Annotated in this window: 26 protein-coding genes; 19 read left to right on the plus strand and 7 right to left on the minus strand. The window is 68.9% G+C overall.

All coding sequences use genetic code 11. The annotated features are described in order from the left end of the window. Positions 1-42: 42 nt before the first annotated feature. The 4 genes from ubiG (at position 43) to folE2 (ending at position 3,349) form a co-directional block, all read left to right on the plus strand. On the plus strand, positions 43-756 hold the full coding sequence (gene ubiG, locus VGU03_RS05410; protein WP_327479177.1) for a bifunctional 2-polyprenyl-6-hydroxyphenol methylase/3-demethylubiquinol 3-O-methyltransferase UbiG: 714 nt from the start codon (positions 43-45) through the stop codon (positions 754-756). Continuing rightward, the gene (gene gph / locus VGU03_RS05415; protein ID WP_327479178.1) at positions 753-1,433 is read left to right on the plus strand and encodes a phosphoglycolate phosphatase; all 681 of its coding nucleotides are present in this window, start codon (positions 753-755) and stop codon (positions 1,431-1,433) included. The genes ubiG and gph overlap by 4 nt, the downstream gene beginning before the upstream one ends. Further along, positions 1,430-2,278 (plus strand): squalene/phytoene synthase family protein, encoded by an 849-nt coding sequence (locus VGU03_RS05420; RefSeq protein WP_327479179.1) that lies wholly within the window; start codon positions 1,430-1,432, stop codon positions 2,276-2,278. Before gph ends, VGU03_RS05420 begins: the two co-directional genes overlap by 4 nt. Before the next feature lie 123 nt (positions 2,279-2,401). Next, on the plus strand, positions 2,402-3,349 hold the full coding sequence (gene folE2, locus VGU03_RS05425; RefSeq protein ID WP_327479180.1) for a GTP cyclohydrolase FolE2: 948 nt from the start codon (positions 2,402-2,404) through the stop codon (positions 3,347-3,349). 178 nt (positions 3,350-3,527) lie between these two features. On the opposite strand, the gene yidD is transcribed toward folE2, so the two are convergent. Next, positions 3,528-3,860, minus strand: a complete 333-nt coding sequence (gene yidD, locus VGU03_RS05430) for a membrane protein insertion efficiency factor YidD (protein WP_414655931.1) — start codon at positions 3,858-3,860, stop codon at positions 3,528-3,530. A gap of 43 nt (positions 3,861-3,903) precedes the next feature. On the opposite strand from yidD, the gene dksA reads away from it, so the two are divergent. Beyond that, the gene (gene dksA / locus VGU03_RS05435) at positions 3,904-5,091 is read left to right on the plus strand and encodes an RNA polymerase-binding protein DksA (RefSeq protein ID WP_327479181.1); all 1,188 of its coding nucleotides are present in this window, start codon (positions 3,904-3,906) and stop codon (positions 5,089-5,091) included. Positions 5,092-5,196: 105 nt separating this feature from the next. On the opposite strand, the gene VGU03_RS05440 is transcribed toward dksA, so the two are convergent. Together VGU03_RS05440 and cysS are read right to left on the minus strand one after the other, a co-directional pair. Further along, positions 5,197-5,625 carry a SufE family protein gene (locus tag VGU03_RS05440; protein ID WP_327479182.1) on the minus strand — a complete coding sequence of 143 codons (429 nt, stop codon included), beginning with the start codon at positions 5,623-5,625 and terminating at the stop codon, positions 5,197-5,199. A 55-nt stretch (positions 5,626-5,680) separates the two neighbouring features. Next, complete coding sequence (gene cysS, locus VGU03_RS05445; protein ID WP_327479183.1) at positions 5,681-7,048, minus strand: cysteine--tRNA ligase; 1,368 nt, start codon at positions 7,046-7,048, stop codon at positions 5,681-5,683. 227 nt (positions 7,049-7,275) lie between these two features. On the opposite strand from cysS, the gene VGU03_RS05450 reads away from it, so the two are divergent. The 9 genes from VGU03_RS05450 (at position 7,276) to VGU03_RS05490 (ending at position 18,435) form a co-directional block, all read left to right on the plus strand. Next, positions 7,276-7,812 carry a glycine zipper 2TM domain-containing protein gene (locus tag VGU03_RS05450; RefSeq protein WP_327479185.1) on the plus strand — a complete coding sequence of 179 codons (537 nt, stop codon included), beginning with the start codon at positions 7,276-7,278 and terminating at the stop codon, positions 7,810-7,812. A gap of 373 nt (positions 7,813-8,185) precedes the next feature. Continuing rightward, on the plus strand, positions 8,186-9,220 hold the full coding sequence (locus VGU03_RS05455) for an N-acetylornithine carbamoyltransferase (RefSeq protein ID WP_327479186.1): 1,035 nt from the start codon (positions 8,186-8,188) through the stop codon (positions 9,218-9,220). A 51-nt stretch (positions 9,221-9,271) separates the two neighbouring features. After that, positions 9,272-10,504 carry an argininosuccinate synthase gene (locus VGU03_RS05460; protein WP_327479187.1) on the plus strand — a complete coding sequence of 411 codons (1,233 nt, stop codon included), beginning with the start codon at positions 9,272-9,274 and terminating at the stop codon, positions 10,502-10,504. A gap of 4 nt (positions 10,505-10,508) precedes the next feature. Then, positions 10,509-10,949: a GNAT family N-acetyltransferase gene (locus tag VGU03_RS05465; RefSeq protein WP_327479188.1), complete on the plus strand. Its 441-nt coding sequence runs from the start codon at positions 10,509-10,511 to the stop codon at positions 10,947-10,949. Next, the gene (locus VGU03_RS05470; RefSeq protein WP_327479190.1) at positions 10,946-12,046 is read left to right on the plus strand and encodes an acetylornithine deacetylase; all 1,101 of its coding nucleotides are present in this window, start codon (positions 10,946-10,948) and stop codon (positions 12,044-12,046) included. The genes VGU03_RS05465 and VGU03_RS05470 overlap by 4 nt, the downstream gene beginning before the upstream one ends. Before the next feature lie 37 nt (positions 12,047-12,083). Then, positions 12,084-13,385, plus strand: a complete 1,302-nt coding sequence (locus VGU03_RS05475; protein ID WP_414655941.1) for an acetylglutamate kinase — start codon at positions 12,084-12,086, stop codon at positions 13,383-13,385. 110 nt (positions 13,386-13,495) lie between these two features. After that, on the plus strand, positions 13,496-14,467 hold the full coding sequence (argC, locus tag VGU03_RS05480) for an N-acetyl-gamma-glutamyl-phosphate reductase (RefSeq protein WP_327479194.1): 972 nt from the start codon (positions 13,496-13,498) through the stop codon (positions 14,465-14,467). Beyond that, positions 14,464-15,759, plus strand: coding sequence for an argininosuccinate lyase (argH, locus tag VGU03_RS05485; RefSeq protein ID WP_327479196.1), 1,296 nt, complete (start codon positions 14,464-14,466; stop codon positions 15,757-15,759). The genes argC and argH overlap by 4 nt, the downstream gene beginning before the upstream one ends. A gap of 156 nt (positions 15,760-15,915) precedes the next feature. Continuing rightward, entirely contained in the window at positions 15,916-18,435 is a 2,520-nt protein-coding gene (locus VGU03_RS05490; protein WP_327479197.1) for a PAS domain S-box protein, read from the plus strand. Positions 18,436-18,441: 6 nt separating this feature from the next. Here the strand turns inward: VGU03_RS05490 and VGU03_RS05495 are convergent, their stop codons facing one another. The 4 genes from VGU03_RS05495 to VGU03_RS05510 form a co-directional block, all read right to left on the minus strand. Beyond that, a complete protein-coding gene (locus tag VGU03_RS05495) occupies positions 18,442-18,942 on the minus strand; it encodes a pyridoxamine 5'-phosphate oxidase family protein (protein WP_327479198.1) in 501 nt (166 codons plus the stop codon). 267 nt (positions 18,943-19,209) lie between these two features. Continuing rightward, positions 19,210-20,484, minus strand: a complete 1,275-nt coding sequence (gene kynU / locus VGU03_RS05500) for a kynureninase (protein WP_327479199.1) — start codon at positions 20,482-20,484, stop codon at positions 19,210-19,212. Between the two features lie 11 nt (positions 20,485-20,495). Beyond that, a complete protein-coding gene (locus VGU03_RS05505) occupies positions 20,496-21,008 on the minus strand; it encodes a hypothetical protein (protein ID WP_327479200.1) in 513 nt (170 codons plus the stop codon). Next, entirely contained in the window at positions 21,005-22,039 is a 1,035-nt protein-coding gene (locus VGU03_RS05510) for an amidohydrolase family protein (protein WP_327479201.1), read from the minus strand. Before VGU03_RS05510 ends, VGU03_RS05505 begins: the two co-directional genes overlap by 4 nt. Positions 22,040-22,169: 130 nt before the next feature. On the opposite strand from VGU03_RS05510, the gene VGU03_RS05515 reads away from it, so the two are divergent. From VGU03_RS05515 to VGU03_RS05535, 5 genes are all read left to right on the plus strand, one after another. Further along, positions 22,170-22,730 (plus strand): ECF-type sigma factor, encoded by a 561-nt coding sequence (locus VGU03_RS05515; RefSeq protein ID WP_327479202.1) that lies wholly within the window; start codon positions 22,170-22,172, stop codon positions 22,728-22,730. Positions 22,731-23,034: 304 nt separating this feature from the next. Further along, positions 23,035-23,541, plus strand: a complete 507-nt coding sequence (tssB, locus tag VGU03_RS05520; RefSeq protein ID WP_327479203.1) for a type VI secretion system contractile sheath small subunit — start codon at positions 23,035-23,037, stop codon at positions 23,539-23,541. A 6-nt stretch (positions 23,542-23,547) separates the two neighbouring features. Beyond that, entirely contained in the window at positions 23,548-25,041 is a 1,494-nt protein-coding gene (gene tssC / locus VGU03_RS05525) for a type VI secretion system contractile sheath large subunit (protein ID WP_327479205.1), read from the plus strand. A gap of 163 nt (positions 25,042-25,204) precedes the next feature. Further along, positions 25,205-25,708: an Hcp family type VI secretion system effector gene (locus VGU03_RS05530; protein WP_091333117.1), complete on the plus strand. Its 504-nt coding sequence runs from the start codon at positions 25,205-25,207 to the stop codon at positions 25,706-25,708. Between the two features lie 62 nt (positions 25,709-25,770). Next, the gene (locus VGU03_RS05535; protein WP_327479208.1) at positions 25,771-26,568 is read left to right on the plus strand and encodes a type VI secretion system accessory protein TagJ; all 798 of its coding nucleotides are present in this window, start codon (positions 25,771-25,773) and stop codon (positions 26,566-26,568) included. Positions 26,569-26,575: the final 7 nt, after the last annotated feature.

The raw sequence follows: 26,575 nt of genomic DNA on the forward strand, positions 1-26,575 counted from the left end.
TCGTCGCAAGCGAAAGCGAGGCGAAGTCGAAGGACCTATCCGATGAGCGAAACCACCACCACCAACGTCAGCCCCGACGAGATCGCCCGCTTCGACAAGCTGGCGGCCCGCTGGTGGGATCCGGACGGCGAATCACGACCGCTGCACGATCTCAATCCCGTGCGCGCAGCCTACGTCGCCGGGCGCGTGGACCTGCGCGGCGCCAGGGTGGCCGACGTCGGCTGCGGCGGCGGCCTGCTCAGCGAGGCGCTGGCGCGCGAGGGCGCGCAGGTCACCGGCATCGATCTGGGCGAGAAGGTGATCGAGGTGGCGAAGCTGCATCTGTACGAATCAGGGCTTACGGTCGATTACCGCGTGCAGTCCTCCGCGGCGCTCGCCGCCGGCGAACCGGCCAGCTTCGATGCCGTCTGCTGCATGGAGCTGATCGAGCACGTGCCCGATCCGGCGGCGCTGGTGAACGACCTGGCGGCCTTGCTCAAGCCGGGCGCGCGCCTGTTCATGTCCACCCTCAACCGCACGCCGGCGGCGTTCGGCGCGGCGATCCTGGGGGCGGAATACCTGATGCGGCTGTTGCCGCGCGGCACGCACCACTACGCGCAGTTCCTCAAGCCCTCCGAGCTCGGCCGCCTGCTGCGCCAGGCCGGGCTGGAACTGGAAGACGTCTCCGGGCTGGCCTACAACCCGCTCACCCGCAAGGCTGCGCTGGGCCGCATCACGGCCGTCAACTACCTGCTGTGCGCGCGCAAGCCGGCATGAAGAAGCTGCCCTCCCGCATCGACGGCGTGTTGTTCGACCTCGACGGCACCCTGCTGGACAGCGCGCCGGACCTCTACGCCGCACTGGTGCGCCAGTGCCGGGAGGAGGGCGTGCCCGTTCCGCCGTACGCGCCGGTGCGCGAGGTGGTCTCGCGCGGCTCCCGCGCGGTATTGCGTTGCGCCTTCGGGCACCTGGGCGAGCCGGCGGTCGAGGCCCGCGTGGAACGCTACCTCGCGCTCTACGAAGCGGTGATGGGCGAGGCTACCCGGCCTTTCGAAGGAGTGCTCGAACTGCTGGCCCAGCTCGAAGCCCGCGGCACGCGCTGGGGCATCGTCACCAACAAGCCCGGCTTCCTCACCGACGAACTGCTGCGGCGGATCGGCTGGGATGGCCGTGCCGCGGCGGTGGTAAGCGGCGACACCCTGCCGGTGAAGAAGCCCGATCCGGCGCCCGTGCGGCTGGCGTGCGAGCGTGCCGGCATCGAGCCGGCGCACAGCCTGTTCGTCGGCGACGACCGCCGGGACGTCCTGGCCGGAGCGGCGGCCGGGCTCTACACCGTGGCCGTCGCCTGGGGCTACCTCGACGGCGGCGACCCGCGCGAATGGAGCGCCGATGCCGTGCTCGACACGCCACTGCAGTTCGCCCGCTGGCTGCACCACGGGCAGGCGGTCGCATGATGGAAGGCAGCAGCGGCGCGCTGCAGAGCTACGTCGACAAATGGCTTGCCGCCCAGCCGGCCCAGCGCGTCGCGCTCGCCTTCGTCGACCCCGCGCGTCACCCGGGGCACATTGCGCTGGCTGCGCTCGAGCAGGAGCTGCTCGGCGCGGCCTACGGCATCCGGGAGCCCCACGTGGCGGCCGCCAAGCTCAACTGGTGGGCCGAGGAGCTGGCGGGGGCGGCGCAAAGCGGCGGACGCCATCCGTTGACGCAGGTGTTGTTCGACGACGACCGTGCCGGCCGCATCGGCTCCGAGCGCTGGGTGGCTCCGGTGCTGGCCGCGATGGAGCAACTGGAGGAGGGCACCGCCTCCGACTTCGCCGGCCAGCTTGACGCCGCCTCGCCGCTGCACGGCGCGCTGGCCGCGTTGGAAACCGCCTGGTGGTTCGGCGAGGCGGCCTCGCCGCAGCGGGCGGCGCGGGTCGCCACGCTCGCCCACCTGGCGCACGCGCTGCGCCGGCTGGACGAGGATGCCGAACGCGACCGCCTGCCGCTGCCGATGGCCAATCTCGCCCGCCACGGGCTGAGCCGCAACGAGCTGCGCAAGCCGGGAGCGGCGCGCGATGCCGCCCTGCGCGAGCAACTGCGCGCCCTTGTCGCGGCATGGCGCGAGGCAGCCAGGCTGCCGGGGCCGCTCAGCGTGTTCCGCGCGCTCGAATCGCGCGAGGGCGAACGCCTGGCGCGGCATGCCGCGGGTGCGGCCGAGCCGCTCCAGGCCTTGCAGCGCGCGCGGCCGTCCGGCATGGCAGGGACCTACGCCGCCTGGCAGGCGGCGCGGCGCTGGCAGCGCGCGGCCGGCAACTGATTCGAACCGGGCGCAGGCTGGCGGGCGCAAACACAGCGTTTCCCCAACGTGCCTGTTGCCTCGGCGTCCGCTGCCCCAAAATAGGAGGCCGCACGGCGCCACCGCCTGCCGCAAGGAACCTCCATGCATAGCCACGAGAACACCGCCCGCCTGCTGCCCGACGTCGCCACGCAGGCACAGCCGCATCTGGCCGGCGCGCTGGACTGGGTGGGCATGGACGGCATCGAGGTGCCGGTGCACTTCGATGCCGGCGACGGTGCGGTCGCGCGCGCCAGCGCGCAGGTCGGCGCCTTCGTCAATCTCACCCGGCCGGACCGGCGCGGCATCCACATGTCGCGCCTGTACCTGCTGGTGGACCAGCACCTGGGCGCCAAGCCGCTGGATGCGGCGATGATCGAGGCGCTGCTGCGCGCCTTCCTGGAGTCGCACAAGGATCTTTCCGACCGCGCCCGCATCAGCATCCGCTTCGACCACATGGTGCGCCGACCGGCGTTGCGCAGCGGCAACAGCGGCTGGCGGACCTACCCGGTATCGATCGAGGCCAGCCTGGGTACCGACGGCTTCCAACTGGAACTGGGGACCGAGGTGGTCTATTCGTCCACCTGTCCGGCGTCCGCGGCGCTTTCGCGGCAGCTGATCCAGCAGCAATTCGCACGCGACTTCGACGCCTCGCGCCCGCTGGACCATGCCGCGGTGCTCGCCTGGCTGGGCAGCGAGCAGGGCATCGTGGCCACGCCGCACGCACAGCGCAGCGTGGCGCGGTTGCTGGTGCGCCTGGCCGATGGCGTGGGCTTCGACCTGATATCGACGCTGGACCGCGTCGAGCAGGCGCTGGGTACGCCGGTGCAGACGGCGGTCAAGCGCGAGGACGAGCAGGCCTTCGCCCTGGCCAACGGCGGCAACCTGATGTTTTGCGAAGACGCGGCACGGCGCATCCAGAAGGCGCTGGATGCCGATCCGCGCATCGCCGATTTCCACCTGCGCCTGGAGCACCAGGAAAGCCTGCATCCGCACGACGCGGTGGCCTACGCCAGCAAGGGCGTGCCCGGCGGCTACGGGCAGAACGGCTGAACGGGCCAGGGATGCCGCCCCTGGGCACAAGCCTGGGGCGCCGGCAACGCATGCGGCCGCGCATCACGCAAAGTGTCACTTCGAATGTTGGGTCGCGGGTGGTGGCTCTCCGTGCGCGTGCTGTCGGGCTGGCTCATCGTGGCCGCGGCCCGGTGCTCGCCGTCGCGGCAACGTGCAGTCAGTGTTCTCCATGAGAGCGGCAGCGGGCGAAATGGAACCGCTCGGGTACCGGGTCCTCTCCGCCGGCGCACAGCGGCTGGCAACGCAGGATGCGCCAGACCGCCAGTGCGCTGCCGCGCAGCGGACCGAAGCGCAGCAAGGCAATCCGTGCATAATCGGAACAGCTGGGGTGGAAGCGGCAACGCTGCCCCAGCAGGGGACTCACGGTGCGCTTGTACAGGCGAAGCAGCAGGAGCAGGAATCGGGTCACTTCGTTCACGCTGCCCCAACGGAATGCGGCATGTAGTGGCCCGGCAGTATTCCAGATGCCTGTTGCCGGTGTAAGGCGCATGGGCTATAACACCCGGCCGCCACGGCCAAAACGGTGAAGGGAAATGGCGAAAACGACCCGTAGTTCGACCGCCGCAAAGGCGCAGAAAGGAAAAACTGCGGCCAAGGCGAAGCCGGCCAAATCCGGCGCCGCGGCAGCCAGCCTGCGCGCCGGCAAGAGCACCGCCGTCAAGAAGGCCGCGCCCGCGAAAAAGGTCGCGGCGAAGAAGCCGGTTGCGTCCCGGCCGGCAGCGAAGAAGGCCGTCGCCAAGAAGCCGGTCGCGAAGAAGGCCGCGCCGAAAGCGGCTCCGAAGAAAGCCGCGCCGAAGAAAGTGGCAAAGCCGGCGAGCAAGCCCGCGGCAAAGAAGGCTCCCGCCAAGAAGGTCGTTGCGAAGAAGGTCGTTGCGAAGAAGCCCCTCGCCACCAAGCCCGCTCCCGCGAAGAAGCCTGCACAGCCGCAACCGAAGCAAGCGGTCGCGACCAAGAAGGTGGCGGGCAAGGCGGCGGCGAAGGCTGCGCCGAAGGTGCCGTACCAGGTCGTCGCCAAGGCTACGCCCAAGCCGCCCGCGAAGTCCGCGGCCAAGCCCGCCAGTGCGCCGGTTCCCGCCAAGGCCGCCACGTCGGTCGCGGCCAAGCCAACATCTCCGTCACCCGCCGTTGCGCCCATGAAGGGCAAAGTGGCGAGTGCCGTCGCCATGGTGACCCCGCGCGTGGCCAGTGCCACCGCCCGCCATACCCCACTCAAGAAGCAGAAGACCCCGCAGTCCTCAATGAACAATGCTACAAGCCTAGACAATGGCGTGACCCGCGAAGACGGTCGTTACGCGCTGCCCTCCACGATCAACATCGATCTGCCGCCGGGTTACCGCCCCTCGAACGACGAGGAGTACATGAACCCCAGGCACCTGGCGTACTTCCGCAACAAGCTGCGCGACTGGCGCGACCAGTTGGTGGAGGAATCGCGCCAGACCATGGAAAACCTGCGCGACGAGGTGCGCGATGTCGGCGACGAGGCGGAGCGTGCCACGCGCGAAACCGAGAACTCGCTGGAACTGCGCACGCGCGACCGCTACCGCAAGCTGATCTCCAAGATCGACAAGGCGCTGCGCAGGATCGAGGAGGGCCGCTACGGCTACTGCGAGGAGACCGACGAGGAAATCGGCCTGGAGCGTCTGGACGCGCGCCCGATCGCCACGCTCTCGCTCGATGCGCAGGAGCGCCGCGAGCATCTGCAGAAGCAGATGGGCGACTGAAGGCACGGTACCCTGACCAGCGAAGCCCCGCCGTCGAGCGGGGCTTTGTTTTGTGGGCGTTCCGCCGGAGATCGTGGCGAGTGCGGTGAAAACGCCGGCGCGCGCTCAGCTCATCGCCTGGGCGGCGTATCCCTTCAATTTCGCCAGCATCGCGGCCAGGCCGTTGGAGCGCGTCGGCGACAGATGCTTGGCCAGGCCGATCGATTGCACGAACTGCGGTTCGGTGGCGACGATTTCGGCGGCTGGCCGGTCCGAATACACGCGCAGCACCAGCGCGATCAGGCCCGAGACGATGGCCGAATCGCTGGTCGCCTTGAAATGCATTTTGTCCGCGTCGCCGCTGGGCACCAGCCAGACCATCGACTGGCAGCCGTGCACGCGCCAATTCTCCGTCCTGCATTCGTCCGGGAAGGGCGGCAATTGCCTGCCCAGGTCGATCAGGTACTGGTAACGCTCGGACCAATCGCTGAAGAAGGCGAATTCCTCGGCGATCTCCTGCTGCGCCTGCACAGCGCTGTGGGCGGTGGTGTTCATGCCCACATTATCGCGCAGGCTGCGTGGGACAGGCTGAAGCCGGCCCCACGCGGGTTCAGTTCTTCTGGATGCTCCAGCGGGTGCCCTGGGCGCCATCCTCGATCACCACGCCCATCGACGAAAGTTCGTTGCGGATCGCATCGGCTCGGGCGAAGTCACGGGAGGCGCGGGCGGCGCGACGCTCTTCGAGCAGGGCGTCGACGCGGGCTTCGTCGATCGCCTCGTCGCCACGCCTGAACCAGGCCTCCGGATCCTGCTGCAGCAGGCCGAGCAGGGCGCCGCCGCCGAGCAGCGCGGCCTTCGCCGCGGCGTCGCCGGACTGGCGGGCGGCGTCGGCGAGCAGCGCCAGCTCGGCCAGCGCCTGTGGCGTGTTGAGGTCGTCGCACAAGGCCGATTCCACCCGAGGCGGGATCGGCAGCTTGCCCTCGACGCGCACGTGCGCCAGGTCGCGCAGCACGCGGTACCAGCCGTCGAGCGTGCTCACCGCCTGCGCCAGCGCCGCCTCCGACCAGTCCAGCGGCTGCCGGTAGTGGCCGCGCAGCAGCAGCAGGCGCAGCGCCTCGGGCGGATGCCGCTTCAGCAGCTCGTGCACCAGCAGCACGTTGCCCAGCGACTTGGACATCTTGCGGCCGTCGAAAGTGAGCATGCCGTTGTGCAGCCACCAGCGGGCGAACACCTCGCCGCCGTGGGCGCAGGTGGACTGGGCGATCTCGTTCTCGTGGTGCGGGAAGGTGAGATCGACGCCGCCGGCATGGATGTCGATCGTCCTGCCCAGGTGCGCCGCGCTCATCGCCGAGCATTCGATGTGCCAGCCGGGGCGGCCGCGTCCCCATGGGCTGTCCCAGCCGGGCAGCTCGGGCGTGGAGGGTTTCCACAGCACGAAATCGGTGGGGTGCTTCTTGTACGGCGCCACTTCCACGCGCGCGCCGGCGATCAGTTCGTCGGTGTCGCGGCCGGAAAGCTGGCCGTAGGCGGGATAGGTCTCGACATCGAAGAGCACATGGCCTTCGGCGGCGTAGGCGTGGCCGCTCGCCACCAGTGCCTCGATCATGGCGACGATCTGCCTGATGTGCGCGGTCGCGTGGGGCTCGATGTCCGGTGGGGCGATGCCCAGCGCGGCCATGTCCTCGCGGTAGGCGGCGGTGAAACGCCCGGTGATCGCGCCGATTTCCACGCCCTGCTCGAGCGCCGCGGCGTTGATCTTGTCGTCCACGTCGGTGATGTTGCGCGCGTAGACCACGCGCGGGTAATGGCGGCGCAACAACCCCACCAACACGTCGAAGACCACCGGCCCGCGCGCGTTGCCGATATGCACGTAGTTGTAGACGGTCGGTCCGCACAGGTACATCGTGACCTGCTCCGGGTCGAGCGGTACGAAGGTCTCGGTGCGGCGAGTGAGGCTGTTGTAGAGCGAGATGGGCATCGGCTTCGGGCAGGTCGGCGGCGCGGGCCAAGCCGCGCATCTTAGCAAGGCCGCGACCATTGCTCCCGTCTCCACACCGCTGTGCGCCGGGCAGCCGCCAGCCGGGTCGGGGGGAGGCGTGCGCGCCGCCGACTCGCCTTTCCCGAATCCTCTAAGCGTTGATTCAGCGTGAATTTGTTGCAATGACAACCGCGCAGAAGCGCTTTTCGGACCACGCTGGAAGTCCCATGAACAAGATGTTGCTCCCCGTGTTGGCGCTGGCTCTCATGGCGGGCACCCTGCATGCGCAGGACCGTCGCTACGCCGATGGCGACGACGCCAATACCCACTACGGCTGGGCGGACGTGCTGCGCGTCGACCCCGTCTACGGCGTGGCCCGCTCCGAAGTGCCACGGCAGGAGTGCTACGACCAGCCGGTGGTTCGCCGCGAGGGCGGCGGCAATACCACCGCGGGCACCGTGCTGGGCGCGGTGATCGGCGGCGTGCTCGGCAGCACGGTGGGCAAGGGCGACGGCCGCAAGGCGGCCACGGTCGCCGGCGCCGTGGCCGGTGGCGCGGTGGGCCACGGTGTCGCCAGCCGGGGCGAGCGCGAGTACGACGACACCGTCACCCGTTGCCGCGAAGTCAGTTCGGTCAGCGAGCAGCGCCGGCTGATGGGCTACGACGTCGAGTATCGCTACCACGGCGAAGTCTATGTTTCCCGCCTGAACTACGATCCGGGCGAACGCCTGCGGGTACGCGTCAGCGTGGCCCCGGCCGAGTGAACGAAAACCGCCGCCCCGAGCGGCGGTTTTCGTTTTGGACGGCCGTTCGTATGGACGTCCGGAAATAATTGTTGCATCGCCGCAGCATTGCCGGCATGATGCCCGCTCCCACTCCGGAACCACCATGTCCGAAGCCGTCTACACCGCCACCGTACTCACCAGCGCCCGCATGGCCGCTGGCATGACGTCGCGTGCGCGCCGACCGCTGGTCCGACATTCGGCCGGGTAGGCTGTCGCTGCACGCGCATTGGCGCAACGACGAACAAACCCGGCCATCGCGCCGGGTTTTTTGTTGGGTTTCATTCGTGCGCAGGTTCCTCTGCGCAAGCCAAAGCGGCCATCCATGGCCGCACTCTTCACCAAGAGCAACCTCATGGCCCTTCGACACTTCCTAACCACCCAGGACTACAGCCGCGCCGAGATCGATGCGCTGCTGGAGCAGGCGGCCGCGTTCAAGCGTTCGCCGCGCGGCCAGCAGCTGGCAGGCCGGTCCATCGCGCTTATGTTCTTCAACCCGTCGATGCGCACGCGCACCAGCTTCGAACTGGGCGCCTTCCAGTTGGGCGGCCATGCCATCGTGCTCTCGCCAGGCAAGGACGCCTGGCCGATCGAGTTCGACGTCGGCACGGTGATGGAGGGCGAGGCGGAGGAACACATCGCCGAGGTGGCCCGCGTGCTCAGCCGCTACGTCGACCTGATCGCCGTGCGCGCCTTTCCCAAGTTCCAGGACTGGTCGGTGGATCGCGAGGACCGCGTCATCAAGGCCTTCGCCCGCTACGCCACCGTGCCGGTGATCAACATGGAGACGATCACCCATCCCTGCCAGGAGCTGGCGCACGCGCTGGCGCTGAAGGAGCACCTCGGGAACCTCGACAACAAGAAGTACGTGCTGACCTGGACCTACCACCCCAAGCCGCTCAACACGGCGGTGGCCAACTCCGCGCTGCTGATCGCCACCAAGCTGGGCATGGACGTGACCTTGTTGTGCCCCACGCCCGAGTACGTGCTGGATGAGCGCTACATGCAGGCGGGCCACCGGAACGCGAAGGAGAACGGCGGCTCGCTCAAGGTCAGCCACGACATCGAGGAGGCCTACCGCGGCGCCCACGTGGTCTACGCCAAGAGCTGGGGCGCGCTGCCGTACTTCGGCCGCTGGGAGCAGGAAAAGCCGATCCGCGACGCGCACAGGCACTTCATCGTCGACGAGGCCAAGATGGCGCTCACCGACCACGGCCTGTTCAGCCACTGCCTGCCGTTGCGCCGCAACGTCAAGGCCACCGACGCGGTGATGGACGCGCCCTACTGCATCGCCGTCGACGAAGCCGAAAACCGCCTGCACGTGCAGAAGGCCGTGATGGCTTCGCTCTTGGTGCAGGGGACGGGGACCGGGGAACAGGGAACGACCTGATCCTCGCGAGAACCCATCTCTTCGACCCGATTATTCTTCCTGGAACATCCCATGTCGCAGCCATCCGCTTCCCCCGCTCCCCACAAAGACATCGTCCTCGCCTTTTCCGGCGGCCTCGACACCAGCTTCTGCGTGCCCTACCTAAAGGAGCAGGGCTGGAACGTACACACCGTGTTCGCCGACACCGGCGGCGTGGACGACGAGGAGCGTGCCTTCATCGAACACCGCGCGCAGGAGCTGGGCGTGGCCAGCCATCGCACCGTCGACGGCGGCCCGGCGATCTGGAACGGCTTCGTCAAGCCGTTCGTGTGGGCGGGCGAGGGTTACCAGGGCCAGTATCCGCTGCTGGTGTCCGACCGCTACCTGATCGTGGAGGCGGCGCTGAAGCGCTGCGCGGAACTGGGCACCCACGCCATCGCGCACGGCTGCACCGGCATGGGCAACGACCAGGTGCGCTTCGACCTGGCGGTGAAGGCGCTGGGCGACTACCGCATCGTGGCGCCGATCCGCGAGATCCAGAAGCAGCACACGCAGACCCGCGCCTACGAGCAGAAGTACCTGGAGGAACGCGGCTTCGGCGTGCGCGCCAAGCAGCAGGCCTACACCATCAACGAAAACCTGCTGGGCGTGACCATGTCCGGCGGCGAGATCGACAAGTGGCAGGCGCCGGGCGAGGGCGCGCGCGGCTGGTGCAAGCCGCGCGCCGAGTGGCCCTCCGCGCCGCTGGCGGTCAAGCTCGGCTTCGAGAACGGCGAGGCGGTGAGCCTGGACGGCCAGCGCCTGCCCGGCCACCAGTTGCTGGCGAAGCTCAATGCGCTGTTCGCGCCCTACGGCGTGGGCCGCGGCCTGTACACCGGCGACACCACCATCGGCCTGAAGGGCCGCATCGTGTTCGAGGCGCCGGGCCTCACCGCGCTGATCTCCGCGCACCGCGCGCTGGAAGAGGCGGTGCTGTCCAAGCAGCAGAACCGCTTCAAGCCGGAGGTGGCGCGCAAGTGGGTGGAGCTGGTCTACGAGGGCTTCTTCCACGATCCGCTGAAGACCGACCTGGAAGCCTTCCTCGCCTCGAGCCAGGCCACCGTCAACGGCGTGGTGACGTTGCAGACCCACGGCGGCACCGTCGAAGCGGTGGCGGTGGAATCGGCCAACATCCTCAACGCCAAGGGCGCCACCTATGCGCAGTCGGCCGACTGGGGCGTGGAGGAGGCCGAAGGCTTCATCAAGCTGTTCGGCATGAGCTCGACGCTGTGGGCCGAGATCAACCGGTCCTCAGGCCGGGGCTGAGCGCATGGGCGACCTGCAGATCAGCACGGACAAGGAGCGGCTCGACATCGGGCTGATCCATCGCTTTCTTTCGGCCGAGGCCTACTGGAGCCGCGGCATCCCGCGCGCGACCGTGGAGCGGGCGATCGACGGTTCGCTGTGCTTCGGCGGCTACCTCGGCGGGCAGCAGGTGGCGTTTGCGCGGGTGGTCACCGACGGCGCCACCTTCGGCTATCTCGCCGACGTGTTCGTGCTGCCGGAGCATCGCGGGCAGGGCCACGCCAAGACGCTGGTGGCCGCCGTCATGGCGCATCCGCAGTTGCAGGGCCTGCGCCGCTTCAGCCTGGCCACCAGCGACGCGCACGGGCTCTACGCGGCCTTCGGCTTCACGCCGCCCGCGCGGCCGCAGACCCTGATGGAAAAGCTCGATCCGGACGTCTACGCCAAGGTGCCAGGCAAGCCATGAACCCGTTGCTGCAAGCCACATTGGAACACCTCCGGGCGCTGGTCGCCTTCGACACGCGCAACCCGCCGCGCGCGATCGGCACGGGAGGGATCTTCGACTACCTGCGGGCGCAGCTCCCCGGTTTCGCCGTGTCGGTGACCGACTACGGCGCAGGCGCGGTGACCCTGCATGCGGTGCGCGGCCAGCCACGGCTGCTGTTCAACGTGCACCTGGACACGGTGCCCGATTCACCCACATGGAGCGCCGATCCGCATGTCCTGCGCATCGGGGACGACCGTGCGATCGGCCTGGGCGCCTGTGACATCAAGGGCGCCGCGGCCGCGCTGCTCGCGGTGGCCAACGCCTCGGACGGCCCGCTGGCCTTGCTCTTCTCCACCGACGAGGAGGCCAACGACGCGCGCTGCATCGCGGGCTTCCTGCGCGGCGCGCCGGCCTATGAGGCCGTGATCGTCGCCGAACCGACGCGCGGCGAAGCGGTGCTGGCGCACCGTGGCATCCAGTCGGTGCTGATGCGCTTCGCCGGCCAGGCGGGGCACGCCTCGGGCGAGCAGAAGCCGGGCGACAGCGCGCTGCACCAGGCGGTGCGATGGGGCGGCGCGGCGCTCGACTTCGTCGCCGAGCAGGCGCACGAGCGTTTCGGCGGGCTCACCGGACTGCGCTTCAACATCGGCCGGATCGAGGGCGGCATCAAGGCCAACGTGATCGCTCCGACGGCGGAGCTGCGCTTCGGCTTCCGCCCGTTGCCCACGATGGATCCGGACGGCTTGCTGGCCAGCCTGGCCGGACTGGGCGCGGTGCCGCCGGTGCATTTCGAGGAAACCTTCCGCGGCGCCTCTCTGCCGGCAGGCGATACGGCGATGGCCGAATCCCGCCGCCTGGCAGCCAGGGACCTGGCCGACGAGCTCGGCATTCCCGTAGGCAACGCGGTCGACTTCTGGACCGAGGCCGCGCTGTTCTCCGCGGCCGGCCTCACCGCCCTCGTCTACGGCCCGGGCGACATCGCGCAGGCGCACAGCGCCGACGAGTGGGTCGCGCTGGATCAGCTCGAGCACTACGCACAAACCCTTGATCGGATCGTCAGCAGTGGAAACGCATAAGCACACCCGCAAGACCATCGTGCGCCTGCTCGAAAGCATGGGCAGCGCAAAGGAAATCCAGCAGTACCTCAAGCGCTTCTCGCAGGTCGACGCCAAGCGCTTCGCGGTGGTCAAGGTCGGCGGCGCGGTGTTGCGTGACGACCTGCCGGCGCTGGCCTCGTCGCTGACCTTCCTGCAGCAGGTGGGCCTCACGCCCATCGTGCTGCACGGCGCCGGCCCGCAGCTGGACGAGGAACTGGCTGCCGCCGGCATCGCCAAGCAGACCGTGGGCGGCCTGCGGGTGACCACGCCGCAGGCGCTGGGCGTGGTGCGCCGGGTGTTCCAGCAGCAGAACCTGCGGCTGGTCGATGCGTTGCACGCGATGGATACGCGCGCGGTATCGGTGGCCGCGGGCGTCTTTGCGGCCGATTACCTCGACCGCGACGCGCTCGGCATGGTCGGTAAGGTCACCGGCATCGAGCTGGCGCCGATCGAGGCGGCGTTGCGCGCCAATGCCATCCCGGTGATCGCCAGCCTGGGCGAGACGGCCGAAGGGCAGCTCCTCAACATCAACGCGGACGTGGCGGCCAACGAGCTGGTGCGCGTGCTGCAGCCGTACAAGATCGTGTTCCTCACCGGCACCGGCGGGTTGCTCGACGCGCAGGGGCAGGTGATCGACTCGATCAACCTGTCCACCGAGTACGAGCACCTGATGGCGCAACCGTGGATCGACGGCGGCATGCGCCTGAAGATCGAGCAGATCGCCGACCTGCTGGCCGATCTGCCGCTCACCTCGTCGGTGTCGATCACGCGGCCGGCGGAGCTGGCCAAGGAGCTGTTCACCCACAAGGGCTCGGGCACGCTGGTGCGCCGCGGCGAGAAGGTGCTCGCCTTCGATTCCTGGGCGGGCGTGGACCAGGCGCGGCTGCGCGGCCTGATCGAATCGAGCTTCGGCCGCGCGCTGGTGCCGGACTATTTCGAGCGCACGCAGCCGTACCGCGTCTACGTCAGCGAAAACTACCGCGCCGCGATGATCCTCACGCGGGAGGAGGGCACGGCCTACCTGGACAAGTTCGCCGTGCTGGACGAGGCGCAGGGCGAAGGCCTCGGGCGCGCCGTGTGGCTGGTGATGCGCGAGGCCAATCCGCAGCTGTTCTGGCGCTCGCGCCACGGCAACAACATCAATCCGTTCTACGACGCCGAATGCGACGGCTGCCTGAAACAGCCGCGCTGGAAGGTCTACTGGTACGGCCTGGACGATTTCGCGACGATCGAGCGCTGCGTAGCGCACTGCGCGCAGCGCACGCCGACGCTGGTGGATGCGCCGGCGCAGGCCGGAACAAAGCAGAAAGCCGGGTGACAGCCCGGCGTCATTCCGGCGAAAGCGGAATCCGTCGTCGCTCCGGACCATAAAGTCAAACCGGATTCCCGCCTTCGCGGGAATGACGCCAACACGAGGTGCTCGAAGCAGTGGACAAGAAAACCGTAGGCATCGTCGGCGCGCGCGGCCACACCGGCGCGGAGCTGATCCGTTTGATCGCGCGGCACCCGGGGCTGGAGCTGGCTTATGTCTCCTCGCGCGAGCTGGACGGCCAGCGCGTCGACACGCACGTGCCCGAGTACACCGGCGAGCTGCGCTACAGCGCCCCCGCGCACGAGGATCTGCCGGCGCTGGGCGCCGACGTGGTGATACTGGCGCTGCCCAACGGCAAGGCGGGCGCCTGCGTGGAAGCCTTCGACAAGGCCGGCGCCGATCCGCTGATCGTCGACCTGTCCGCCGATTACCGCTTCGACGAGCGCTGGTACTACGGCCTGCCGGAGCTGACCCGCGGCCGCTGGCGCGGGCAGCGGCGGATCAGCAACCCGGGTTGCTACGCCACCGCGATCCAGCTTGCGGTGGCGCCGCTGAAGGACCTGCTGGCGGCGCCGCCGGTGTGCTTCGGCGTGTCCGGCTACTCGGGCGCGGGCACCACGCCGTCGGACAAGAACGACCCGGAAAAGCTGCGCGACAACCTGATGCCGTACGCGCTCACCGGCCACATGCATGAGCGCGAGACGTCGGCCCACCTGGGCGTGCCGGTGGAGTTCATGCCCCACGTGGCGCCGCACTTCCGCGGCCTGACCGTGACCTGCAACCTCTACCTGGCCCGGCCGCTCAAGCGCGACGAGGTGACGGCACGCTTCGGCCATGCCTACGAGGCCGAACCCCTGGTGCGCTTGGTCGACGAGGCGCCGTGGGTCAGCCGCATCGCCGGCAGGCACCATGCGGAAATCGGCGGCTTCGCGATGGCGGCTGACGGGCGGCGCGTAGTGGTGGTCGCCACGCTGGACAACCTGCTCAAGGGCGCGGCGACGCAGGCGATGCAGAACATCAACCGTGCACTGGGGCTGCCGGAGCTCCTGGGCATCCCGGTGGACCCGGCGACGAGAGAGCTCCCATGACCCAGCCGCTCTGGCAGAAGGAAGGCGTGCAGATCGACCCGCGCATCATGCGCTTCCTCGCCGGCAGCGACGTGCTGCTGGACCGCGAGTTCTTCCTGCACGACATCACCGCCAGCAAGGCGCACGTCGAGGGCCTGATGCGCATCGGCGTGGTCGGCGCCGGCGAGGCCGCCGCGCTGGCGCGCGAGCTGGACACGCTGGCGGAGGATTTCCGCAGCGGCGCCTTCGTGCTGGACGAGCGCTACGAGGACGGCCACTCCGCGATCGAGGCGCGGCTCACCGAGCGGCTGGGCGATGCCGGCCGGCGCGTGCACACCGGGCGCAGCCGCAACGACCAGATCCTGGTCGCCACGCGGCTGTGGCTGAAGGAGCGCCTGGCTGCGCTCGGCGCACACTGCCGGGCGATCGCCGGCGCATGCCTTGACCGCGCGCAGCAGCCGGCGCTGCCGCTGCCCGGCTACACGCACCTGCAGCGCGCCGTGGTGTCTTCCACCGCGATGTGGTTCGCCGGCTTCGCCGAGGCGTTCATCGACAACGCGGTGCGTGCGGACCAGACGCAGGCGTGGATCGACGCCAATCCACTCGGCACGGCGGCCGGCTATGGCGTGAACCTGCCGCTGGACCGCGCGCACACCACTGAAGCCCTAGGTTTCGACCGCATGCAGGTCTCGCCGATCTACGCGCAGCTCTCGCGCGGCAAGTTCGAGCTGGCCGCGCTGGAGGCGCTGGCCAGCGCGTTGCTGGACCTGCGCCGGCTGGCCTGGGACCTGTCGCTGTTCACCACGGCCGAATTCGGCTTCGTCACGCTGCCGCCCGAGTACACCACCGGCAGCTCGATCATGCCCAACAAGCGCAACCCCGACGTGGTCGAACTGCTGCGCGCCAGCTACGCCACCGTGGCGGCGGCGCGCTGCGAGATCGAGCAGCTGCTGTCGCTGCCTTCGGGCTACCAGCGCGACCTGCAGTTCTCCAAGGGTTCGATCTTCCACGGCATGGCCCACGGCCTGGCCGCGCTGGAGCTGGTGCCCGAGCTGCTGCGGCGGCTGCGCTGGAACGAGGCGGCGATGCGCGCGGCGATCGAGCCGGCGATGTACGCCACCGACGTGGCGATCGAGCAGGCCGCGCAAGGGCTGCCGTTTCGCGATGCCTATCGCGCGGCCGCCGCGGCGGTGGCCACGGCAGGGGAGGGCCGCACGCCGGAACGCAGCCTGGCCGAGCGCGTCTCGCCTGGCGGCGGCGCCGACCTGCGGCTGGAGGAGCTGGCCGCGCGCTTGCGCGCCCTGCCAGGGTGAACCGGCCGTTCAGGTCACTTGAGGGCCGGTTCACGGCGACCGGCCGATATTCTCGGCCATGCCTTCGACCACGCCAGCAGAGCATCGCAAGACCCGTGACGCGCCTGATCGGCGATGGTGGTTGCCGTGATCGGGGCTGAGGGTTCGCCTGGCGGCATGCCGAGGACCCTGCTTGCCGCCGAGCAGGCGGCGATCCTGGGACAGCTGGCCGAAGGGGTGATCCTGACCGATACGGTCGGGCGCATCACCTACGTGAACGACGCCGCGGCGCGCCTGCACGGCGTGCGACAGCTCGGCGTAAGCCCGGAGGACTACGCCGGCGCCTATCAGTTGCTGACCGAGGATGGACGACCTTATCCGTCGCATCAGCTGCCATTGGCGCGCGCGGTGCGCGACGGCGAGGTCGTCACCGATGCGCGCTGGCGGATCCGCCGCGCCGACGGCTCCGAGATCATCGCCCAGGGCTCCGCCCGCCCGATTCACGACAACGACGGCAAGCCGCTCGGCGCCGTGCTCGCGATGCACGACGAAACCGCGCGTGTGCAGGCCGAACGTGCGCTGCGCGAGGAAACCCAGGCGCTGGAGACGCTCAACCGCGTCGGTGCGGCGGTGGCCAGCGAACTGGAGCTGGAGCGCATCGTGCAGACGGTCACCGATGCCGGCGTTGCGCTCATCGGCGCCAGCATGGGCGCGTTCTTCTACAACGCCACCAACGAAGCGGGCGAGAGCATGCTGCTCTACACCCTTTCCGGCGTCGACCGACGCGTGTTCGACCGCTACCCGATGCCACGGACGAGCCTATTGTTCCGTCCCACGCTCGCCGGCGAGAGCCCGGTGCGCAGCGACGATGTCCTGCGCGACCCGCGCTATGGCAAGAGCCCGCCCTACCATGGCTTGCCGCCGGATCATCCGCCCGTGCGCAGCTATCTTGCCGTGCCGGTGGTTTCGCGCTCGGGTCGCGTCCTGGGCGGGCTCTTCTTCGGCCATCCCGAGCCCGGACGGTTCTTGCCGCGGCACGAACAGTTGATGGCGGGCATCGCAGCGCACGCGGCGATCGCGATCGACAATGCCAACCTGTACGCAGTGGCGCAGCGCGAGATCGAGGAGCGCCGGGCCGCCGAGGAGCGCCTGCGCGAGCTCAACGAGACGCTGGAGCAACGCGTCGAGACACGTACGCGCGAGCGCGACCGCGCCTGGAAGCACTCGCGCGACCTGCAGGCGGTGGTCGATGAACGCGGCCGCTTCCTGCAGGTCAGCGACGCCTGGTCCGGGATGCTCGGCTGGCAGACGGCGGAGGTGGTTGGGCACCACGTCTACGAGTTCATCCACCCGGACGATCGCCCCGCGGGCGAACGCCCGTTCCTCGCCAACCTGGCCAGGGGGCCTGCGTTCGAGAACCGCATGCGGCACAAGGACGGCAGCTACCGTTGCATCTCCTGGGTCGCCAGCCAGGACGAAGACACGATCTATGCGAGCGGTCGCGACGTCAGCGAACAGAAGGAACAGGCGCGCGCGCTGGCGCAGGCCGAGGCCGCGCTGCGACAGAGCCAGAAGATGGAAGCGGTCGGCCACCTGACCGGCGGCATCGCGCACGACTTCAACAACATGCTGGCGGTGGTGATCGGCTCACTGGACATGCTCAGGCGCCGGCTGCCCGAAGGCAGTCCCGAACGGCGACACGCCGGGAACGCCATGGAGGCCGCCGATCGCGCCGCCACGCTGACCCAGCGGCTGCTGGCCTTCGCCCGCCAGCAGCCGCTCAGTCCCAAGCCGGTGGACGCCAATGCGCTGGTTGCAGGCATGTACGAGCTGCTGCGCCACGCGATAGGGGCCGACATCCGCCTGGATGTCCTGCTTGCGGACGGGCTGTGGCCGACGCTGGCCGACGCCAATCAGCTGGAGAACGCGATCCTCAATCTCGCGGTCAACGCTCGCGATGCGATGCCCGGTGGCGGCCGGCTGACCATCGAGACGGCGAACGTCACCCTCGACAAGCGCTACGCGGCAGGCCAGGCGGACGTGGAGCCGGGCGACTATGTGTCCATCACGGTGACCGATGCCGGCGTGGGGATGCCGCCGGATGTAGCCAGGCGTGCGTTCGATCCGTTCTTCACTACCAAGCAGACCGGGCAGGGCACCGGCCTTGGCCTGAGCCAGGTCTATGGTTTCGTGAAACAGTCCGGTGGCCACGTGGCGATCTATTCGGAGCCCCAACAAGGCACCAGCGTCAAGGTCTACCTGCCGCGGATGACCGGCCGGGCGAGTGGGCAGGACACCGGCGCTTCGGCGGCGCCGTTGCCGGCGGGACGGCAGGAACTCGTCCTGCTGGTGGACGATGAACCGGCGGTACGGCGGATCAATGCGGAGGCCCTGCTCGAGCTGGGCTATCGCGTGCTGGAGGCCGATGGCGCGGGGAGCGCGCTGGATCTGCTGGACGCACACCCGGATGTCGCGCTGCTGCTCACCGACGTGGTGATGCCGGACATCGACGGACGCCGGCTCGCGGCGGAAGCGCGTCGTCGCCGCCCGGGCCTGAAGGTGCTGTTCACCACCGGCTACTCGCCCACGGCCGTGCAGCACAACGGCACCTTGGACGCGGATGCGCCGCTGCTGGGCAAGCCGTACACGCTCGACGAGCTCGGCCGCAAGTTGCGGCAGGTGCTGGAAGGCGGCTGAGCGGCGTCAGCCGTGCAGGTGCCCCTTGTGGCCCAGGTCGCGCGGTTGCTCGCTCCACATGCCCCGCGCGAAATCCAGCGCGCGCTCGACAAAGCTGTCCGCCGATTCCCAGTACATCGCGTCACGCACGCGTACGCGCAGCACGGTCAGGTTGGGGTCGTCCTTGCCTGAGAAGAACACGTTCTGTGCGGGCGACCACAGCTCCTCGATCAACGCCTGGTCGCGGTCGATGCGCGCCCGTCCGCGCACGGAAACATAGCGCTTGTCGTCCTGGTTGGCGTAGGCGAGGTTCACGTCCAGGTCTTCGGTGAGCTGGCCCACCTTCGCGCTGTCGGCCGCGGTGAAGAACACCAGGTCGCCCTCGGCGGTCAGCTTCAGTGTCTGCAGTGGACGGCTGACCAACGAGCCGTCCGCGGCCTGCGTGGTGAGCATCGCCACTTCGATCCCATCGATCAGTTCGCCGAGCTTGCGCAGGTCGGCATCGTCGTGCGGAGCGTCGTTCCTCATGGTTGCGTTCTCCAGTGCCAGGGCTTTCGAAGATGGCGTGCGGGCCTTCAAGACCGCATGAAATCCTCGGGAACCCTCGCGCGCGCCGACCGTTCTCCTGCAGGGCGGAGGCTTGCATGAATGTCGACTAGTTCGATCAGGGCCTTGCCGGCATGCTGGCATCACGACGCCAACGCCGTGTTCAAGGCTTCCCATCAACGCATCCAGCGCGAAGGCCGCGAACTGTAATCGCTCGCCGCGCGCGTCAGAGCGAGCGAAGACGGACGCTCAGGGCTTGGCCCAGCGCCGCACCGCTTCGGCGAAGGCCAGGCAATCGGCATGGCGGTTGTAGAGCGGCGCGGGCGAGATGCGGATGACGTCCGGCTCGCGCCAGTCGCCGATGACGCCATGGGCCATCAGGTGTTCGAACAGCGCGCGCCCGCGGGCGCGGCCGCCGAGCACGCGGATCGACAGCTGCGCGCCGCGGCGCGCGGGATCGGCCGGGGTGGCGATCTCCAGCACGTCGGCCAGTTGCGTATGCACCAGCCACTCCAGGTAGCCGGTCAGCTGCAGCGACTTGGCGCGCAGCCGAGCCATGCCGGCGCGGCGGAACACTTCCAGCGAAACCCGCAGCGGCGCCAGCGCCAGGATCGGCGGGTTGGACAGCTGCCAGCCGTCCGCGCCGGGCGTGGGCGCGAACTGCGGCCCCATCTGGAAACGGGTGGTCTTGTCGTGGCCCCACCAGCCGGCGAACCGCGGCAGCGCCGCGCGCGCATGGCGCTCATGCACGAACGCGCCGCCCACCGCGCCGGGACCTGAGTTCAGGTACTTGTAGCTGCACCAGATGGCGAAGTCCGCTTCGCTGTCGTGCAGTGCGAGCGGCAGGTTGCCGACCGCGTGCGCCAGGTCGAAACCGACCTGGCAGCCCCGCGCGTGCGCCAGGCGGGTGATCGACTTCAAGTCGAACGCCTGGCCGGTGCGGTACTGCACGCCCGGCAGCATCACCAGGGCGGTGCGCGCGCCGTGTTCGGCCAGCGCGCGCTCGAACGCGGCGGCGGAAATCGTGCCGTTGGGCTCGTCCGCCTCCAGCTCGATCAACGCCGTGGCCGGGTCGTAGCCATGGAAGCGGATCTGCGACTCGACCGCGTAGCGGTCGGTGGGAAACGCGCCGGCCTCGATCAGAATCGCATGGCGCCCGGGCGTGGGACGGTAGAAGCTGACCATCATCAGGTGCAGGTTCACGCCCAGCGTATTCATGGCCACCACTTCGGAGGGCAGCGCGCCGACCACGGTGGCCAGGTCGTCGCGCACGAACTCGTGGTAGTCCATCCACGGCAGGCGGCCCTTGAAGTGGCCTTCGACCGCCAGCTCGCCCCAGTAATCCAGCTCCGCACCGACCGCCGCGCGCACCGCGCGGGGCTGCAGGCCCAGCGAGTTGCCGCAGAAATAGTGCGCGTCGCGGCCTTCGTGCGGGGGAATCAGGAATTCGTCGCGGAACGCGCGCAGCGGATCGGCGTCGTCCGCGGCGGCGGCCCATGCCGCGGTGGCCTGGTAGGTGGTCACGGGCCGGGCCTTCAGCGGGCCAGGCTGGCGGCGACGGTATCGCAACCCTTGTCGAAGCTCGCGGCCCAGGCGGCGCCGGCTTGGCTGCTTGCCGGCCGAGCGCAGCGCAGCTGGATCGCATGGTTGTTGGCGAACCAGTAGCGCTCGCTGTAGCGGTACGGCGCGCCGTTCTCGCTCGCGGTGTAGGCGTAGCTGTTGGGGCCGTAGGGGTTGCCGGCGGCCTGGTAGCCGGTCAGCGACTTGGCCCGCTCACGGGCATTGGCCACGTACTGCTCGAAGGCGGCCAGATCGCTTATCTGCTTCACCGTGACGGTGACGCGGGCCAGGCTGCTGGCGGCGGTGGGCGAGGGATCGGGAACCTGGAACACGCGCACTTCCGGATCGCCCTGGGTCTCCATGATGCTGACCCAGCCATCGGGGGTGCTGAACCCCACGCTGCCTCCGGCCATGCTGACTTCGGTGGCGTACGCGGTGCCGGCCAGCAGCAGGGCGGCGGCTATGAGGAGGCTGCGGGTGAGGCTCATGGACGCTCCGTAATGGGTGCCGGTTGGATGAAACGCTGCAGGGGCAGGCCCAGCCATTCCAGCGCGGTGCCGTGGAACAGCCGCGCGCGGTCGTCCTCGGGAAGGCCCAGTGCCTCGATGCCGCTGCCGGGCTCCTGCTCGCCCAGCGGGAAAGGATAGTCGGTGCCCAGCATGACGCGATCGACGCCGGTCACATCCAGGAGATATCGCAGCGCCCGCTCGTCGTGTACGCAGGAGTCGAAATACAGCCGGCGCAGGTACTCGCGCGGGTTGCGCGGGTTGTCGGTGGCGACCAGATCCGGCCGCATGCGGAAGCCGTGCTCGATGCGGCCGATCGACCAGGGGAAACTGCCGCCGCCGTGGGCCAGCATGACGCGCAGCTTCGGCAGCCGTTCCAGCACGCCGCCGAAGGCCAGGCAGCAGCCCGCGCGCGATTGCTCGGCCGGCATGCCGACCAGCCACGGCATCCAGTACTTGGGCATGGTGTCGGCGCCCATCATGTCCCATGGATGCACCAGGACCGCCGCGCCCAGGTCCGCCGCCGCCTCGAAGAAAGGGAACAGCTCCGGCGCGTCCAGGTTCCACTCGTTGCAGTGCGAGCCGATCTGCACCCCTTGCAGGCCCAGCTCGTCGATGCAGCGTTCCAGCTCGCGGATGGCCAGTTCGGGCGACTGCAACGGCACGGTGCCGATGCCCGCGTAATGGCGCGGGTGGTCGTGGCACATCTGCGCCATGTGGTCGTTGAGGTGCCGGTGCAGCTCCAATGCCTGGTAGCCGGGCGCCCAATAGGAAAACAGCACGGGCACGGTGGAGACGACCTGCACGCCGACCCCGAAGCGGGCGTAGTCGTCGATGCGGGTGCGCGGATCGAAGGCCGAGTCCCACACTTCGCGGAAGAACTTGCCGTCCTTATAGATGCGGTGCCGGCCGTCGGTGTGCGTCATCACCGGGAAGCGGTCGTTGCCGTATTTGGCCGCGAGATTGGGCCAATCGCGGGGCAGGACGTGCGCGTGGGTGTCGATCTTGAGCATGCGGACGAGTTTAACAGGGCACCCAGGACGGCCAGGTAATGCGGAATCAGCGGCCGGTTTCCGTCAGGCCCGCGGGCTATGACCTATACTTTTTCGGGGATGGCCGTTGGCTGAAGGGACTACCAGCTTCGTGAACGACAGTGTCGACGTGACGCGGCTGCTGCATTCGGCGCAGGCGGGCGATGCCGCCGCGCTGGAGGAGGCGTTGCGCCAGATGTACGCGGCGCTGCACCGGCTGGCCGGCGCGCAGCTGCGCCGCAATACCAGCGAGCGCACGCTGAGCGCCACCGCGCTGGTCAACGAGGCCTATATCAAGGTGTTCGGTGGCAGCGGCGCGCCGCAGTGGGAAAGCCGTGGCCATCTGCTGGGCGTGGCTGCGCGGGCGATGCGCGAGGTGCTGGTGGACGCGGCACGCCGGCGCCAGGCGGCCAAGCGTCCGCAGGACTGCGACCGCATCGAGCTGTCGGAGATCTCCGGTTCGCTGATGCCCGAGATCGATTACGTCGCCCTGCTCGATGCGCTCGATGCGCTGGAGCAGATCGATCCGCGCCAGGCCAGCATCGTTTCCATGCGCTTCTTCGTCGGCCTGAGCGCCGAGCAGATCGCCGTCGCCCTGGGCATTTCGGCCACCACCGTGCAACGCGAGTGGCGGCTGGCCCGGGCCTGGCTGCAGCGGGAACTGCAGGGCTGAGGTGGGCATCCGGCCGCGCACGCGGTGTCTTGGATTCGTGAATGCATCCTGAACGTCGGCTTCACCGACGTGGCCGATCCGTGAAGGGCTCCGCGCACTAGAACAGTGGGAAGGCGTTCAGCCCGCCCTTTGCCACGCCAGTCCGACGCCGACAGCCGCCCGCGCAACCTCACGTTGCGCGGCTCTCGCGTCGTCCGATGCGCTGCTCAGGACGTGTGCGCGCCTACGCCGCGGTTCATCGCGGCGTGCGCCCACGAGGCGTCGCGTTCCAACCGGAAGACCTCAAGTCCCAGGAGACAGCCGCATGGCCAAGCAAAGCAGTCAGAAGTTCATCGCGCGCAACCGCGCGCCGCGGGTGCAGATCGAGTACGACGTCGAGGTCTACGGCGCACAGAAGAAGGTGCAGGTGCCGTTCGTGATGGGCGTGATGTCGGACCTGTCCGGCGCCAACAACGCCGAGCTTCCGTCGATCGAGGAACGCAAGGCGCTGGAGATCGACGTCGACAACTTCGACAGCCGCCTGCAGTCGATGAAGCCGCGCGTGTCCTTCGCGGTGCCCAACACGCTCACCGGCGAGGGCAACCTGAGCGTGGACATCACCTTCGAGAGCATGGACGACTTCTCGCCCGCCGCGGTGGCCCGCAAGGTCGCGCCGGTGGCGAAGCTGCTGGAAGCGCGCACGCAGCTGGCCAACCTCAACACCTACATGGACGGCAAGGCCGGCGCGGAGAAGCTGATCGCCCAGGCGATCAACGATCCGGCCCTGCTGCAGTCGCTGGTTTCGGCCGCCAAGCCTTCCGACGCGGAGTAAGCACACATGTCCACCGAAACCGTTGCCGAACGCGGGCAGGCCACCGAAACGATCGAAGCCGGTGATTTCGCCGCGCTGCTGAGCCGCGAGTTCAAGCCCAAGAGCGAGCGCGCCAAGGAAGAGGTCGAATCGGCCGTCCGCACGCTCGCCGAGCAGGTGCTGGGCAAGTCGGACATCGTCTCCGAAGACGTCGCCCAGACGATCAACGCCTACATCGCCGAGATCGACCGCAAGCTCAGCGAGCAGATCAACCAGATCATGCACCACGCGGATTTCCAGAAGCTGGAAAGCGCCTGGCGCGGCCTGCACCACCTGGTCAACAACACCGAGACCGACCAGCTCCTGAAGATCCGCGTCATGAACATCTCCAAGAAGGAGCTGGGCAAGACGCTCAAGCGCTACAAGGGCACCGCCTGGGACCAGAGCCCGATCTTCAAGAAGATGTACGAAGAAGAATATGGCCAGCTGGGCGGCGAGCCCTACGGCTGCCTGGTCGGCGACTACTACTTCGACCACAGCCCGCCGGACGTCGAGCTGCTGGGCGGGATCGCCCAGGTGGCCGCCGCCGCGCACGCGCCGTTCATCGCCGCGGCGAACTCCTCGCTGATGGGCATGGAGAGCTGGAACGAGCTCTCGAACCCGCGCGACCTGGCCAAGATCTTCTCCACGCCCGACTACGCCGCCTGGCGCTCGCTGCGCGAGTCCGACGACGCCAAGTACCTGGCGCTGGCGATGCCGCGCACGCTGGCCCGCCTGCCGTACGGCGCGGCGACCAACCCGGTGGAGGAGTTCGACTTCGAGGAAGACACCTCCGGCGCCGACTCGAACAAGTACACCTGGCAGAACGCGGCCTACGCGATGGCGGTGAACATCAACCGCTCGTTCAAGGCCTACGGCTGGTGCTCGCGCATCCGCGGCATCGAGTCCGGCGGCGCGGTCGAGGGCCTGCCGGTGCACGCCTTCCCGACCGACGACGGCGGCGTGGACATGAAGTGCCCGACCGAGATCGCCATCACCGACCGCCGCTCGGCGGAGCTGGACAAGATGGGCCTGATGCCGCTGGTGCATCGCAAGAACTCCGACATGGCCGCCTTCATCAGCGCGCAGTCGCTCGCCAAGCCGGAGGAGTACGACGATCCGGACGCGACCGCCAACGCCGCGCTGGGTTGCCGCCTGCCGTACATGTTCGCCTGCTGCCGCTTCGCGCATTACCTGAAATGCATCGTGCGCGACAAGATCGGTTCCTTCAGCGACCGCGAGCAGATGCAGAACTGGCTCACCAACTGGGTCATGCAGTACGTCGACGGCGACCCGGCCAACTCCAGCGAGGAGACCAAGGCGCGCAAGCCGCTGTCGGCCGCCGAAGTGGTGGTGGAGGAAGTCGAGGGGGCGCCGGGCTACTACACCTCCAAGTTCTTCCTCAAGCCGCACTACCAGCTCGAGGGCCTGACCGTGTCGCTGCGGCTGGTTTCGCGCCTGCCGTCCGCGGCCAAGGCCTGACCAACGCGGCCGGCCGGCGGCGCCCGCTTCGGGCCGCCGGCTTCGGTCCGTGGGCCGAGGCGGCCATTGCCTCGATACCCCAGCAAGAGTGCGACCGGTGGCGGGACTTCAAGCCCGGCCGGCGACATCGAACATCCAACACGAGACGTAGGGAGAAGGTTTCATGGCATTCGACATGCACATCAAGTTCGGCGCCGGCAAGGTCAAGATCGAGGGCGCGTCCAACCACAAGAAGCACAAGGGCGAGGTGCCGATCCTTGCCTGGTCGTGGGGCGTCAGCAATTCCGGCGATCTGCATACCGGCGCGGGCGCGGCCAGCGGCGGCAAGGCCCACGTGCAGGACATCTCGATCACCAAGTACGTGGACGGCTGCTCCAACGCGCTGCTGGACGCCTGCTGCACCGGCGGGCGCATCGACCAGGCATGGATCTACGTGACCAACGCCACCGGCGAGCAGACCGACTTCCTCACCATCGAGCTGTCCGAGGGCGTGCTGATCACTTCCGTCTCCACCGGCGGCAGCGGCGGCGAGGATCGCCTGACCGAGAACGTGACCCTGCACTTCGGCAAGTTCAAGTACTCGTTCCAGCCGCAGGACGACAAGGGTGCCAAGCAGGGCGGCGCCAAGGAGTTCACCTACGACATCCAGGGCGTGGCCAAGGCCTAAGGCCTGCCCGTCTGCCCGCAGCCCTCGTTCCAACCCGACTGAAGACCGTCAGAGCCCAAGCCATGACACCCGAGAACATGCTCAAGGAAGGACGGTTGGACGAGGCGCTGCAGGGGCTGACCTCGCAGGTGCGAAGCAACCCGGCGGACGCGCGCTGCCGGGTCTTCCTGTTCCAATTGCTGGCCCTGCTGGGCCAGTGGGAGCGGGCCCAGACGCAGCTGAAGGTCAGCGGCGAGCTGGATGTGAACAATGCCCTGATGGCCGGCGCCTATGCGCAGGCCATCCGCGGCGAGCTGGCGCGCATCCACGTGCTCGCCGGCGAACGGATGCCCTCGGTGGTCGGCGAGCCCGAACAGTGGGTGGCGTTGCTGCTGCAGGCGCTCAGGCTCGACGCCCACGGGCAGCACGCACAGGCCGTGCCGCTGCGCGAACAGGCCTTCGAGCAGGCGCCGGCGATCGCCGGCCAGATCAACGGCGAGCCGTTCGAGTGGATCGCCGATGCCGATCCGCGCTTCGGCCCCTGCCTGGAGATGGTGGTCAACGGCGGTTACGCCTGGGTGCCGTTCGCGCGCCTTAAGCAACTCGCCTTCGAAGCGCCGACCGACCTGCGCGACAAGATCTGGGCCCCGGTGCAGGTCACCTGGGTCAACGGCGGCCAGTCGGTCGGCTTCGTGCCGTGCCGCTATCCCGGTTCGGAGCACTCGGCCGATGCCGAGGTCGTGCTCGGCCGGCGCACCGACTGGCGCGATATCGATGGTGGGCCGTGCGTGGGTTCGGGCCAGCGCATGCTGGCCACCGACGCCGGCGAATATCCGCTGCTGGATATCCGCACGCTTGTTTTCCAGCACGACCTGGCCTGACCGAGCG

Source organism: Frateuria sp., assembly GCF_035944355.1.
In the GTDB taxonomy this organism is placed as follows: domain Bacteria; phylum Pseudomonadota; class Gammaproteobacteria; order Xanthomonadales; family Rhodanobacteraceae; genus Frateuria_A.